Raw genomic sequence first — 12,495 nt, 5'->3', positions numbered from 1 at the left:
TAACCGATCAGCTCGCCATCGGGCAGGGCGGGCCGGATGACGAGACGGCGGGTCCCACCTCGGCGCAGGCCGCGACGGCAGGCGCACACCCCCCCCGCGACCGGCTGCGTCCGGTCGCGGCCGGGACCGTCGACCGGCCGCCCTGGGCCTCTGTGAGCATCGGGCTCCCAATGGCGGCGCGGCTCAGGAGACCGGTATGCGTACAGGGCAGGAATGGACGGCAGCGGTGCGGCTGTTGTGGCGGGCCGGGCCCCGGCACACCGTCGCACTCGCCCTGACCGTGGTCTGCGGGGCGCTCACCGGCCCGCTCGTCGTGGTCGCGACCGGGCGGCTCGTGGGCGCGCTGCCCGGAGCCGTGGAAGCGGGCGCCGGGTCGGCCGAGGCCCGGCACGCCGGGGTCGTCCCCACCGTGTTCGCGGCGCTGATTCTCGTACGTACGGGACTGCGCGCCCTGGAGGGCGGGCTCGCGGCGGTGCTGCGGCTCCGGGCGGCCGGCGTGGTGGAGGACCGGGCCATCGCCGCCGGGACGGGGCCGGACGGCATCGGACACCTCGAGGAGCCGGGCTACGCCGATACGCTGCGCCTGGCCACCGAGCCGGGCACCCGGCCTGACCAACTCGCCGCCCTGCTGCCGGAGATCGTGCGTCCCCGGCTCGAAGGGATCGGCCTGCTCGTCCTGTTGGCGCCGCTGGCATGGTGGGCGCCGCCGCTGCTCGGGCTCGCCGCGGTGCTGACCTACCGCTCCTATCTGCGTCTGTCGCGCCAGGTGCACGGCAGCATGGAGGCGGCCGGCGAGGTGATCCGAAGGGCGGGCTATCTGCGGTCACTCGCCGTGGATCCCGAGCCCGCCAAGGAGATACGTGTCTTCGGGCTCGGTGACTGGCTCGCCGACCGGATGACGGCCGTCTGGCAGTCGGGCATGGCCAGGGTGTGGGCCACCCGCGGGACGGCCGCGCGGCGCGCCTATGGCGCGGTCGGGTTCGTGGTGCTCGCGGAGGGCGTGGTCCTCGGGTACGCGGCGTTCGCCGCCGCGCGCGGCGACCTGAGCCTCACCCAGCTCGTGATCAGCGTCCAGGCGGCGCTCGCCCTGCCCGCGCTCGGCTGGATCGGCGATGACGACCTCATGGTGCGCGATGCGCTCCTTGGCCTGCGGTCGCTTGCCGCCCTTGAGCGGCGGGGGACCGCCGACGGCGCCCGGAAGGGGCACACGAGCGGCGGGGCGACGGAGGTGCGCCGCCGCATCGCCTTCGAGTCGGTGGACTTCGCCTATCCCGGCACGGACAAACCCCCCGTGCTGCGCGGCCTCGACCTGGAGATCCAGGCAGGGACGTCCGTGGCGATCGTCGGGGCGAACGGCTGCGGCAAGACGACGCTGATCAAGCTCCTAGCGCGGCTGTACGAGCCGGACGCCGGGCGCATCACCGTGGACGGCGCGGACGTGCGGGAGTGCGACGCACGGCAGTGGCGCCGGGGAATCTCCGTCGTCTTCCAGGACTTCGTGAAGTATCCGCTGACGCTGCGCGACAACGTGGCGATCGGCGCCGCGGACACCGGCGGCGACCCGCGCGCCCTGGAAGGCGCCCTGCAGCGCGCCCTGGAACTGGCCGACGGCGCCGAGCTGCCCCGCACGCTCGGGGCGGGCTGGGACACCGTGCTCTCCCGGCAGTTCGCCGGCGGCGCCGATCTGTCCGCGGGCCAGTGGCAGCGGGTCGCGCTCGCCCGCGCGCTGCTTGCCGCACGCTCGGGGGCCGTGCTCGTGCTCGACGAGCCCACCGCCCATCTCGACGCGCGCGCGGAGGCCGCCTTCTTCGACCGGTTCCTCACGGTGAGCGGGGGCGCCACCACGATCCTGGTCTCGCACCGCTTCTCGGGCGTACGCAAGGCCGATCTCATCCATGTCATGGACGGCGGGCGGATCGTGGAGAGCGGCACGCACGACGCGTTGATGGCGTCGGGCGGCAGGTACGCCCGGATGTACCGGCTGCAGGCGGAGCGATTCGTCGACGGTGACAGCGGACTCGACGATGCCGAGTTGCGGGACGGTGTCGCTGCCGACCGTGCACCCCGGGCGGCACCGCCTGCCGTGGCGGAAGGCCCCGCCGGATGCGACGTCCCCGAGGTCTCCGGACGCGGTTGGCGCGATGTGCTCGACGCGCTGCGCACCCTGGTCGTCGAGTCCTTCCGGGAGTCCTGGAAACTCGCCGTGCTCGGACTGCTGCTCGTGCCCGCCGCTGCCGGACTCGCCGCCCTGCAGGCCCTGTGGCTGAGGTCCATGGCCGAGGGCGCGCAACAGGAGCTGCTTGAATCCACGGTGACGGCGGCGCTCCTGCTCGTGGTGAGCCTCGGCGTGTGGGAGGCGGTCGAACTCGCCGCCATCGGGGCAAGGATCGGGCTCAGCGAGCGGGTGGGCTTCGCCTTCGACCGTCTCCTGGCCCGGCTCGCCGCGGGCATTCCCGGGCTGCGCCACCAGGAGTCACCCGCCTTCCAGGACCGGCTCCACCTGCTGCGCGACCGCACCCTGGCCATGGGCGCGCTGCTCAACTGGGTGCTCAACCTGCTCGAACAGCTCGGCGGCTTCCTGGTGACCGCCGCGCTCCTCGCCACCGTCCACCCGGCCCTGCTCGTCCTTCCGCTCATCGGGGCGATCGCCCTGCGTCTGCAGATCTCCGCCCGCGGCGTCATCGCCCGCTCCCAGGAGGCGACGGCGGCCGACTACCGGCTCGCCGCGCGCCTCGCCCGCCTCGCCACCTCGCCGGCGGCGGGCAAGGAGCTGCGCGTCTTCGACGCGGGGCCCGAACTGTGGGCCAGGGTAAGGGAGTTGCGCAGCCGCGCGGACGGGGTGAAGAGCCGGGCGCAGTGGCGGGTCACCGCGATCGGCTGCGCGGCCGGACTGCTCAACTCGATCGGCCTGATCGGCGCGGTCGCCTTCGTCGTGCATCTCGCGGTGACCGGACACACCGGCCTGGGTGCCGTGCTGCTCGCCGTCGTCCTTGCCGGAAGGTTCACCGCTCATGTCGGCGGACTCGTGCAGGCCACGGGCGCCGTCGTCGAACTCCTGCAGAGCGCCGAGCGGTTGCGCTGGCTGCGCGCGTACGCGGATCAGGCGAGCCTCGCGCCGGCGACGACCGCAGACTCGGGTACCGCATGGGCGCCGGTGCCTTCGAGGCTGCGGCAGGGCATCGCCGTCGAAGGTCTTTCCTTCCGCTATCCGGGCACCGCGGCGGCCACGCTGCACGACGTCGAACTGCTGCTGCCGGCCGGGGGAGTGGTGGCCCTTGTCGGTGAGAACGGCTCCGGGAAGTCCACCCTGGTCAAGCTGTTGTGCCGGATGTACGAGCCGACGCGGGGCCGGATCACGCTCGACGGGGTCCGCATCGACGCCCTCGCCCCGGAGCGGTGGCGCGAACGGATCGGCGCCGCGTTCGAAGACTTCGTACGCTTCGAGTTCACGCTCCGGGAGACGGTCGGCATCGGTGATCTGCCGCGCATCGACCACCCGCGGACCGTGGCGGCCGCTCTTGACCGGGCCGGCGCCGCCGACCTGCCCGGCACCCTGCCGGACGGCCCCGACACCCAGCTGGGCAGCCGCTGGGAGCGCGGCGTCGATCTGTCGACGGGCCAGTGGCAGAAGCTGGCGCTGGCGCGCGCCCTGATGCGTCCGGCACCCCTGCTGCGCATCCTGGACGAGCCGACCGCGTCCCTGGACGCGGAGACCGAGCACGTCATCTTCGAGCGGTACATCGAGGCCGCGCGCCGCCCCTGGCCCTACGGCGGTGATCCGGGCACGGTCACGCTGCTGGTCTCGCACCGGTTCTCGACCGTGCGGGGCGCCGACCTCATCGTCGTACTCGACCAGGGCCGGGTCGCCGAGACGGGCCGGCACGACGAACTCCTCGCCCAAGGCGGACTGTACGCGCAGATGTACGGAATCCAGGCGCGCGCCTACCGCTGACGGGCACACGGAAAGGAGCGCCGGCCCGGGCCGGCGCTCCTCCTGTTTCCACCCGCGGACTGCCTACGGGCTTTCTGCCCACCGACGGCTACGCGGCGGCGCCCTGCGGCACCACCCACGCCGGGTCGCGGGGCTCCACCTTGTTGGCGAAGGCCACGATCTGGGCGTACGCGGCCAGGTCGGCCATCGCGGACTGGATCCGGGTCAGCGCGGTGTCCGCGGCCGGGTCGTCGGTCCGCTCCAGCCAGTCACCGATGAGCACGGCCACGGCGAGAGTGCGCTCGCGCATGTCGTGGCAGATGCCCAGCGGGCCGCCCGTCCTGGCCTGCCAGGTGAACTCCTGCCACAGCTCGGCCGAGTGCGGCACCTGGCCGAGGCTGATGCCCGAGCGGTAGAGCCGGTCGTAGTCGAGCCTGCTGGCCCACGCGGCCGTCTCCGGGGTGAGGGTGCCCGTCGCGAGGATGTCGGCCACCTGGGCCAGCATCCGGGCGGCGGCGCCGAGCCGGTCCTTCGCGGCGGCGGCGTACACCGAGGCGGCGGCAAGACCGTCGCCGTGCTCGGCGAGTTCGAGCGCCCGGCACACCTCGCTGCTGGCCGCGGTCAGTTCGGTGCCCGCTGCCTGCGCCAGCTGCTTCTTGTCGCGCAGGTCCTCCGCGCTGAGGCTGAGGTACTTGTTGCAGACGGCGCTCATATCCTGTCGCTCCTTCCGTTTCCGGCGCCGACGACCGCGACGGCGCCGGGAGTCATGCCGAGGATGTTGATGACGGCCAGTGCCTGGCCGTAGATCCGGATGCGGTCGAACGCGGTGAGCAACTGCCAGGCCACGCGCTGCCAGTCGGCGGGACCCGCCTCGTCGGCGGATGCCGCGAAGCCGTCGAGGTCCGCCGAGAACGCGGAAAGCGCGGTGACGAAGTGGCCGAACGCCGCCTCGTCCCCGCCCTCTTCGTAGCGGAGCGCGATGGCCTCGATGGCGGCCCTGTCCAGCTGGACAAGGTCCGCGTCCCGCGCCGTGCCGAGCGTCTCGCGCACCGGGGCGGACCCGCCGCCCGCGGCCCGCAGCCGCTCGTCGTGGACCGGGTAGAAGCCCAGTTCCTGGGCGGCGCGGTGGGACGTGCGGTACTCCACGAGCCCGGCCTGGACCGCGGCGGCGGCGCAGCGCACCCGCAGGGCGGCCTGGCGCACGTCGTTGAGCTCCAGGTCGGAGTGCATCAGGTGAAGCTCACTGCCCGCCCGCATGAAGTGGGCCGAACCGGTGGCGATGGGCCCGTCCACGCGCTGGTACAGAGCTTGTTCGGCCACGCTGCCGTCAGGCAGGTTGGGGGCTTTGTTGCAGACCCTACTCATATAGGTCGTGCCTCCTTGGATGTCCGGCGCCGGTTCTCCGACGTCGGTCGTGCGGTGTTGCGGCGCCCGGTGTCCGGCACCCGGCGGGAAGCGGCACCAAACCGGCGGACGGCATTCCACGAATGCCGTAGTGACAGCCGGTGCGGTGCCCGGTCGCCGATACGCGGGATCCGAGCGGTAGTCGGATGTTCGCAACGAGCCCCTGGGGGCGGTCCGCCAAGTCGGGCACCACCGGACAGATCCGGATGGCCTCGGCCAGGCGACGGTCACAGGGCGTCGCCGGCGCGAGCCGGTGCGGAGGGTGCGAACGGTGTCTGAGACGACGGGGGCGGCGGAACACCCGCCGGACGGGGGACTGCGGGAGACGTCGGCAGGCGTCGGCCCGGTGGACCACGTGGACACGACGGACGCGCTGGCGGCGTTGCTGCGCCAGCTGCGCAGGCGCGCGGCGCGCAGGAACGGCGGCGCCCAGCTCACCTACCGGCAGCTCGCGGCGCGTACGGGCTGGGCGCACGGGGTGATCGGCGACTACTTCGCGGGCAAGACCCTTCCGCCGACGGACCGCTTCGACACACTGGTCCAGCTGCTCGGCGCGACCGGCCGCGAACTGCGGCTCCTCGCGACGGCCCGCGACCGCGTGGAGGAGGCGCGCCGCTCCCGCCTTGCCGTGGGCGGACGCACGGGCTCACCCGGCACGGACGACGCGGGACCGCTTCCGCCCGCCCCGCGCCAGCTGCCCGCGGATGTCCCTGAACTCCTGGGCCGTGGATGGGAGTTGGACGCGCTCGACGTGCTCCGCCCGGGGCCGCGGGGCGGCGGCCCCGTCGTGGTCGCGCTCGACGGGCCCGGCGGTGTCGGCAAGTCGGCGCTCGCCGTGCATGCCGCCCATCGGCTCGCCGACCGGTTCCCCGACGGTCAGCTCTATGCCGACCTGCGGGGTTCACGCCACGACGAGCGTCCCGTTCCGCCCGCCGACGTCCTGCGGCGATTCCTCTGCGCGCTGGGTGCGCCGAGGCTGTATCCGTGCCGCGCGGCGGACGCGGCGGCGGCCTACCGCACGCTGCTCACCGAGCGCCGGGTCCTGATCGTCCTGGACAACGCCCGCGACGCCGCCCAGGTTCGCCCCCTGCTGCCCGCGGCGCACGGCTGCGCGGTCCTGGTCACCAGCCTCGGTGTCCTCGCCGCCCTGAACGGCGCGAACCACCTCCACCTGACACCGCTGCGGCCCCCCGAGTCCATCGCGGTGCTCGAACTCTGGGCGGGGCAAGGGAGGTTGGGCGCCGAACGTGACGCCGCCGAGGCGATCGCGCGCCACTGCGGTCACCTCCCCCTGGCCCTGCGCATCGCGGGCGCCCGCCTCGCGGCACGCCCCCGCTGGCCGGCGCGGGAACTCGCGGGGCGGCTCGCCGACCCCGCGCGCCGCCTGGCGGAGCTGTCCTTCGCGGACCTGGACATGCGTGCGGCCCTGGAAGCGGGCCACAGAGAGCTGCTGACCCGCGGTCCCACCGGCCGGGCGGCGGCTCTCGCGCTGCCGCTACTGGCCCTGGAACAGGGCGAGTTGACGGTGGCGGAGGCGGCAGCGACCACGGGCGGCGCGCCGTCGGCGACCGAGGTGATCCTGGAGCAGCTGCTCGACGTGCAGTTCCTGGAGTCGCGGGCGCCGGGCCGCTACCGCTTCCACCCGCTGACCCGGCTGTTCGCCCGGATGCTCCCTTGAGCGGCCCGGTCAGTCGGCCAGTGCCGCGAGCTCCGCGTCGGCGCGCTCGGTGACCAGGGCGAGGACGCGGCCCGCGGCGACCAGGTCGTCGGAGGGTATTCCGCCCCAGATACGGGCGGAGACGGGTGCGGTCTCCGCGCCGACGGCGGCGGTCAGCTCGCGCCCCGCATCCGTGGCGCGAAGGTGCGCGCCGTCCACGGCCAGCAGCCGCTTGGCGAGGAGTTCGTCGAGCGTGACGCGGATGTCGGCAGGATCGGCCTTGAGGGAGCCCCGGACCTGGGCGACGAGCTCGTCCGGCGTCTGCGGGCCGTCGGCGGTGATGGCGGCGCGCAGCGCGATCTGCTGCTGGTACGTGATGCCGTGCCGGGCAAGGACGTGCTCCAGGACGCCCCGGGCGGCGTAGTGGGCCAGGGCGAGGTCGCGTGCGTTGGCGACAGGTGCGGTGGTGGATGCGGTGGTGGTCATGGTGGTGTCCCCTGAGTGCTCTCGTCGTTCGGTCGGGATGGAGCGAGAGGTGCGTCGAGCAGGGTCTTCAGTTCGTCGGTGAACGCGCGCGTCCGCTCGGCGTCGAGCCCGCCGAGCGGCTCCAGCAACTGCTGAAGCAGTTCCTGGACCACCGAGATGGCCTGCCGCGTGACGGCCTGGCCCTGCTCGGTGAGGGCCAGCTGGACGGCACGCGGATCGCGGGGATCCCGGGTGCGCTCGATCAGCCCGGCCGACTCCAGCGCACGCGCCAGCTTCGATACGTACAGCGCCTCCAGGCCGGTGTGGTCGGCGAGCCGGCGCTGGCTGGGCCGCTCGCCGGTGCGCTGCATGCCGTACAGCGAGGCGACCAGTGAGTACTGCGCGTGGGTGAGGCCCAGTGGAGCGACCGCGCGATCGACCGCGACGCGCCACTTGTTGGCGAGTCGCCATACCAGGAAGCCGGGCGTGGGACCCGGTGAAGCCTTGCTCATGGCAAATAGAGTACATGGCTACTATGTCCATGGCTACTAATTTCGAGTTCGGATGCGGGCCGGGTCCGGAAGCTTCCGGCGGCTTCCGGCGGCTCTACGCGATGTTCACCAGCTGATTCCGGCCGCCACCGGCAAGTGGTCGCTGCCGGTGGCCGGCAGGGTCCACGCGCTCGCCGGCTGCACGCCCCTGACCAGGATCTGATCGATCCGCGCCACCGGGAACCTCGCCGGCCAGCTGAAGCCGAAGCCGTCCCCGGCCGCGTCCTGGACCGAGTGCAGCCGCGAGGTGATGCCGGCGAACGCGCGGTCGTCCGTGGTGCCGTTCAGGTCGCCGAGCAGCACCACCCGCTCGTTCCGCTCGGCGGCGACGGCCTCGGCGAGCGCCTGCGCGTTGCGGTCCCGGCTCTCCGTCCAGAAGCCGCTCCTGGGCATCACGCGTACGGACCCCAGGTGGGCCACGTACACCGCGAGCGGCCCCTGGTCCGTGGCCACCGTGGTGCGCAGCGCCCGGTTGGAGGCCAGCTTGACATCGGCCGGCTTGGTGTCACCCAGCGGCCCGACGTCCTGCTGGGTGTCGACCGGCCGCGTGTCCGACAGCGGCAGCTTGCTCCACAGCCCGACCGTGCCCTGCACCGTGTGGTGCGGGTAGGTCTTCGCCAGTTCCTTCTCGTACGCGCCACGGGCCCGCGGGGTGATCTCCTCCAGCGCCAGCAGGTCCGCACCGGAGGCGGCCAGGTCGCGGGCGGTGCCGGACGGGTCGGGGTTCTCGGCGCCGACGTTGTGGCTCACCACGGTGAGGTCGCCGCCCGAGTGGGACTTGTCGGTGAGCAGCCCGCCGAAGAGGTTCAGCCACACCGCAACCGGCAGCAGCAGCGCGACCACCGCGGAGGCGGAGCGTCGCCAGAGCCCCGCGGCCAGCAGCACGGGGACGAACAGGCCGAGCCACGGCAGGAGGGACTCCACCAGGCTGCCGATGCCCCCGATCCGGTTCGGGATCCGCGGGTGCAGCAGCAGGAGCAGACCGAGCAGCAGCGCCGTCGCCGCGAGCAGCGGGCCGCGCTTCCAGGGCTCCGGGCGGGAGAAGGCGCGGATCGCCCGGCGGATGCGCGTGCGCCAGGTGCCGGAGCCGCCCTGTCCTGTCTCCGCCGTGGCTGCCGTAACTGTCGTGTCCGCCGCGTTCGCAGTGTCGGCAGCGCCCGCCGTGCTCGTCCGCGTCATCGTCTGTCCTCGTTCACTGCCGGTCACTGCTGCATCCTCGGGTCCTGGGTGGGGTCGGCGTACATCCGCGGGCAACCACGGTCGATCGCGTCGGTGCGCAGTTCGTAGTGCCAGGGTTCGTTCTTGTAGATCTGGCACAGCCCGTACTCGGCACCGTGCTCGGACAGCCACGCCGTCGCATCGGAGCGCCCGATGTCGACCGCGTCGCCCGACACGTGCGGCGACGTCTCCGCGGTGGCCACCCAGCGAGCGGCCTCCTCTTCGGACCCGTACTTGGAGACCGCCTCGCGAAGGAGCTGATTCTGGTGCTCCGGGGAGCGCCAGCCGCTGTTGACGTGGAACTCGACCCCGTCGTCCGCGGCGGCCGTCGCGGCCTGGCGGAGGGCCTTGAGCAGACCTGGATCGAGGTTGGTCACGGCCGGACTCGAGTCGTCTAAGGACAAGGGAGGGGAGAGCGACGAGCGGGCCGAGGAGGACGAGAGCTTCGGCACCTGGTGGACGAGGGCCGCGGCGATCACCGCCATGACGACTGCCAGGCCGACGGCAAGGAGCCATCGAAGCCGGCGGTTCGGTATCCGGCGGTTCGGCGTTCGTGCTGCTGGTGGGGTTCGAGTCATGGTGCCAGTCAAGGCAGCGCGATGTTGCCGGCCCGTATGCGGTTTTCGATACGTCGGCGATATGCCCCGGCTCGTAGCCTTGATGACATGCGTGTGCTGATTGTCGAGGACGAGCCCTATCTGGCAGATGCCATCCGCGACGGCCTTCGCCTGGAAGCGATCGCCGCCGACATCGCGGGTGACGGCGACACCGCTCTGGAAATGCTGAGCATCAACGCGTACGACATCGCCGTCCTCGACCGCGATGTCCCCGGCCCTTCCGGTGACGAGATCGCCCAACGCATCGTCGCCTCCGGCAGCGGCATGCCGATCCTCATGCTCACCGCGGCCGACCGGCTCGACGACAAGGCCTCCGGGTTCGAACTCGGCGCCGACGACTACCTCACCAAACCGTTCGAGCTTCGAGAGGTCGTCATGCGGCTCAGGGCGCTCGACCGCAGGCGCGCCCACACCCGGCCACCCGTGCGCGAGATCGCGGGCCTGCGCCTTGATCCGTTCCGCCGCGAGGTCTACCGCGACGACCGCTATGTCGCGCTCACCCGGAAGCAGTTCGCCGTGCTCGACGTCCTCGTCGCTGCCGAAGGCGGTGTCGTCAGCGCCGAGGAACTCCTGGAGCGCGCGTGGGACGAGAACGCCGACCCGTTCACCAACGCCGTGCGGATCACCGTCTCGGCACTGCGCAAGCGTCTCGGCGAACCCTGGATCATCGCCACCGTGCCGGGCGTCGGCTACCGCATCGACACGCAGCCGGAGACCGGACCCGAGGGAGGCGAGCGTGGATAGGGCACCTGGGCGGAGCGTTCGCCTCAAACTCACCCTCAGCTACGCCGGATTCCTCATGGTGGCAGGCGCCTTGCTGCTCGCGGCGGTGTGGGTGTTCCTCCTGCGGTACGTCCCCAATCGCGCGACGCTCATCAACCCCGACGACAGGCCCGACGGTGTCTTTCCCGTCCGGTCCGTCCTCCTTGACGTCTTCGCTCCGAGGGCGGCCGCCGTACTGGTGTTCCTGCTGGTGTTCGGTCTCGTCGGAGGGTGGATCCTCGCAGGACGCATGCTCGCCCCGCTGACCCGCATCACGGACGCCACCCGCATGGCCACGCACGGATCGCTCTCGCACCGGATCCGGCTGCCGGGCCGCAAGGACGAGTTCCGCGAACTCGCCGACGCCTTCGACGCGATGCTCGCCCGGCTCGAAGCGCACGTCGCCGAGCAACAGAGATTCGCGGCCAACGCCTCGCACGAGCTGCGCACCCCACTGGCGATCTCGAAGGCACTTCTCGACGCGGCCCGCGCCGACCCGGACCACGACACCGGCGAGGTCATCGACCGCCTCCACACCGTCAACACCCGGGCGATCGACCTCACCGAGGCGCTGCTCCTGCTCAGCCGCGCCAACCAACGCTCCTTCACCCGGGAGCGCGTCGACCTGTCCCTCATGGCGGAGGAAGCCACCGAGACACTTCTGCCCCTCGCGGAAAAACACGACGTCACCATCGAGACCCGCGGTGACATCACCCCCACGACCGGATCGCAGGCGCTTCTGCTGCAGCTGACCACGAACCTCGTGCACAACGCGATCGTCCACAACCTGCCGGAAGAGGGCGCCGTGTGGGTCACCACCACCGTCCGCCCCAAGACCGTGGCGCTCACGGTCGAAAACACCGGCGAGCAGCTCACCCCACAGCAGGCCTCAGCACTCACCGAACCGTTCCAGCGCGGGACCGAGCGCATCCACACCGACCACGCGGGCGTCGGCCTCGGTCTGGCGATCGTCAAAACCATCGCCCAGGCACACGACGGCACCCTCACCCTCACCCCACGTCCCACCGGCGGGATCCGCATCACTGTGGAGCTGCCCGCGGCATCCCCGCACGCCGACAGGTGAGGAATCAGGGCGCAAGGGGCACCCTCACTGCTCGTACCAGCCCAACGCGCCGCCACCCTCCGACGGGTCGAACGACTGGTGCAGGCCCACCAGGGCGGTGACCAGGCGCGGGTCCCAGTCGTCGCCGAGCACCCGGTACTCGTCCGCCACACCCCGGAAGACCAGACGCGCCCGGCCCGACGGGTCGCGCCAGATCACCCGGCGCGGCGCCCCGAAACCGCCGTCGCCCTCGCCCAGCAGAGACGTGATGCCCCACACGACGCTCAGCGGCAGGCCGATGGGCCACCACACCGCCCACCACAGCAGACGTCCCCGATAGCCGCGCAGGGCAGGGCCGTTGACCGGCTCCACGGTCCACTGCGTACGGCCGAACCGCAGCAACGGGCGGCGGCGGAGCGTGATCCGGGCGAGCGGTGCGCCGTACGGGTCCTCGACGCGGTAGACGCCGGCACGTCCGCTCACGCGGGAGCCGAGGGGTTGCTCGGTCGTCACCCGCGCGATGGGGGCCTGCCCGTCGGCCACGATGTGGAAGGCGCGCTCGGAGCGCCGCCGCGCGGGCTCGGGCGCGCCGGGGTCACGGCACAGCCGGCCGATCTCGCGCGCCGCCTCGCGCCGTTCGCCTTCGCCGAGGCTCACGACGATCGGTGGCGTCGTCGCGTATCTGACGTGGTACGTCACTCGCCCTTGGGCCACGTTCTTGCCTCTCCCCGTTCCCCGGCTGTCCGCCGTCATGATCTCACCGCCGGTCGGCGGCCTCGGCTCCGTATGATCGCGTCATGTTGGTTACGACTGTTTCCGGAGGCTGA

At 72.5% G+C, this 12,495-nt stretch carries 11 protein-coding genes; 4 read left to right on the top strand and 7 right to left on the bottom strand.

Translation table 11 applies throughout. The features are described 5' to 3' along the window. The first annotated feature begins 196 nt into the window (after nucleotides 1-196). The gene (locus OG453_RS40995) at nucleotides 197-3,952 is read left to right on the top strand and encodes an ABC transporter ATP-binding protein (protein ID WP_266873804.1); all 3,756 of its coding nucleotides are present in this window, start codon (nucleotides 197-199) and stop codon (nucleotides 3,950-3,952) included. 88 nt (nucleotides 3,953-4,040) lie between these two features. Here OG453_RS40995 and OG453_RS40990 read toward each other — a convergent pair whose 3' ends face one another. Beyond that, nucleotides 4,041-4,643 (bottom strand): hypothetical protein, encoded by a 603-nt coding sequence (locus OG453_RS40990; RefSeq protein ID WP_266873803.1) that lies wholly within the window; start codon nucleotides 4,641-4,643, stop codon nucleotides 4,041-4,043. Beyond that, the gene (locus tag OG453_RS40985) at nucleotides 4,640-5,296 is read right to left on the bottom strand and encodes a hypothetical protein (protein ID WP_266873802.1); all 657 of its coding nucleotides are present in this window, start codon (nucleotides 5,294-5,296) and stop codon (nucleotides 4,640-4,642) included. Before OG453_RS40985 ends, OG453_RS40990 begins: the two co-directional genes overlap by 4 nt. Nucleotides 5,297-5,606: 310 nt before the next feature. Between OG453_RS40985 and OG453_RS40980 the strand changes: the two genes are divergently transcribed. Continuing rightward, nucleotides 5,607-7,013 carry a helix-turn-helix domain-containing protein gene (locus tag OG453_RS40980; RefSeq protein WP_266873801.1) on the top strand — a complete coding sequence of 469 codons (1,407 nt, stop codon included), beginning with the start codon at nucleotides 5,607-5,609 and terminating at the stop codon, nucleotides 7,011-7,013. A 9-nt stretch (nucleotides 7,014-7,022) separates the two neighbouring features. Here OG453_RS40980 and OG453_RS40975 read toward each other — a convergent pair whose 3' ends face one another. The 4 genes from OG453_RS40975 to OG453_RS40960 all read right to left on the bottom strand — a co-directional run bounded on the left by OG453_RS40975 (nucleotide 7,023) and on the right by OG453_RS40960 (nucleotide 9,804). Further along, complete coding sequence (locus OG453_RS40975) at nucleotides 7,023-7,478, bottom strand: MarR family transcriptional regulator (RefSeq protein ID WP_266873800.1); 456 nt, start codon at nucleotides 7,476-7,478, stop codon at nucleotides 7,023-7,025. Then, nucleotides 7,475-7,969, bottom strand: coding sequence for a MarR family winged helix-turn-helix transcriptional regulator (locus OG453_RS40970; protein WP_266873799.1), 495 nt, complete (start codon nucleotides 7,967-7,969; stop codon nucleotides 7,475-7,477). Before OG453_RS40970 ends, OG453_RS40975 begins: the two co-directional genes overlap by 4 nt. 105 nt (nucleotides 7,970-8,074) lie before the next feature. Next, nucleotides 8,075-9,187, bottom strand: coding sequence for an endonuclease/exonuclease/phosphatase family protein (locus OG453_RS40965; protein WP_266873798.1), 1,113 nt, complete (start codon nucleotides 9,185-9,187; stop codon nucleotides 8,075-8,077). Nucleotides 9,188-9,210: 23 nt separating this feature from the next. Next, a complete protein-coding gene (locus OG453_RS40960; RefSeq protein WP_266873797.1) occupies nucleotides 9,211-9,804 on the bottom strand; it encodes a M15 family metallopeptidase in 594 nt (197 codons plus the stop codon). A gap of 87 nt (nucleotides 9,805-9,891) precedes the next feature. Here OG453_RS40960 and OG453_RS40955 point away from each other — a divergent pair, with 87 nt between their 5' ends. Together OG453_RS40955 and OG453_RS40950 are read left to right on the top strand one after the other, a co-directional pair. After that, nucleotides 9,892-10,587, top strand: a complete 696-nt coding sequence (locus OG453_RS40955; protein ID WP_266873796.1) for a response regulator transcription factor — start codon at nucleotides 9,892-9,894, stop codon at nucleotides 10,585-10,587. After that, on the top strand, nucleotides 10,580-11,689 hold the full coding sequence (locus OG453_RS40950; RefSeq protein ID WP_266873795.1) for a HAMP domain-containing sensor histidine kinase: 1,110 nt from the start codon (nucleotides 10,580-10,582) through the stop codon (nucleotides 11,687-11,689). Before OG453_RS40955 ends, OG453_RS40950 begins: the two co-directional genes overlap by 8 nt. 24 nt (nucleotides 11,690-11,713) lie before the next feature. On the opposite strand, the gene OG453_RS40945 is transcribed toward OG453_RS40950, so the two are convergent. Further along, the gene (locus OG453_RS40945; protein ID WP_266873794.1) at nucleotides 11,714-12,382 is read right to left on the bottom strand and encodes a hypothetical protein; all 669 of its coding nucleotides are present in this window, start codon (nucleotides 12,380-12,382) and stop codon (nucleotides 11,714-11,716) included. Nucleotides 12,383-12,495 lie beyond the last annotated feature (113 nt).

This window comes from Streptomyces sp. NBC_01381, assembly GCF_026340305.1.
Classification (GTDB): Bacteria; Actinomycetota; Actinomycetes; order Streptomycetales; family Streptomycetaceae; genus Streptomyces.
Note: the sequence above shows the minus strand (reverse complement) of the source record. Positions and strands in the feature narration are given on the sequence as shown.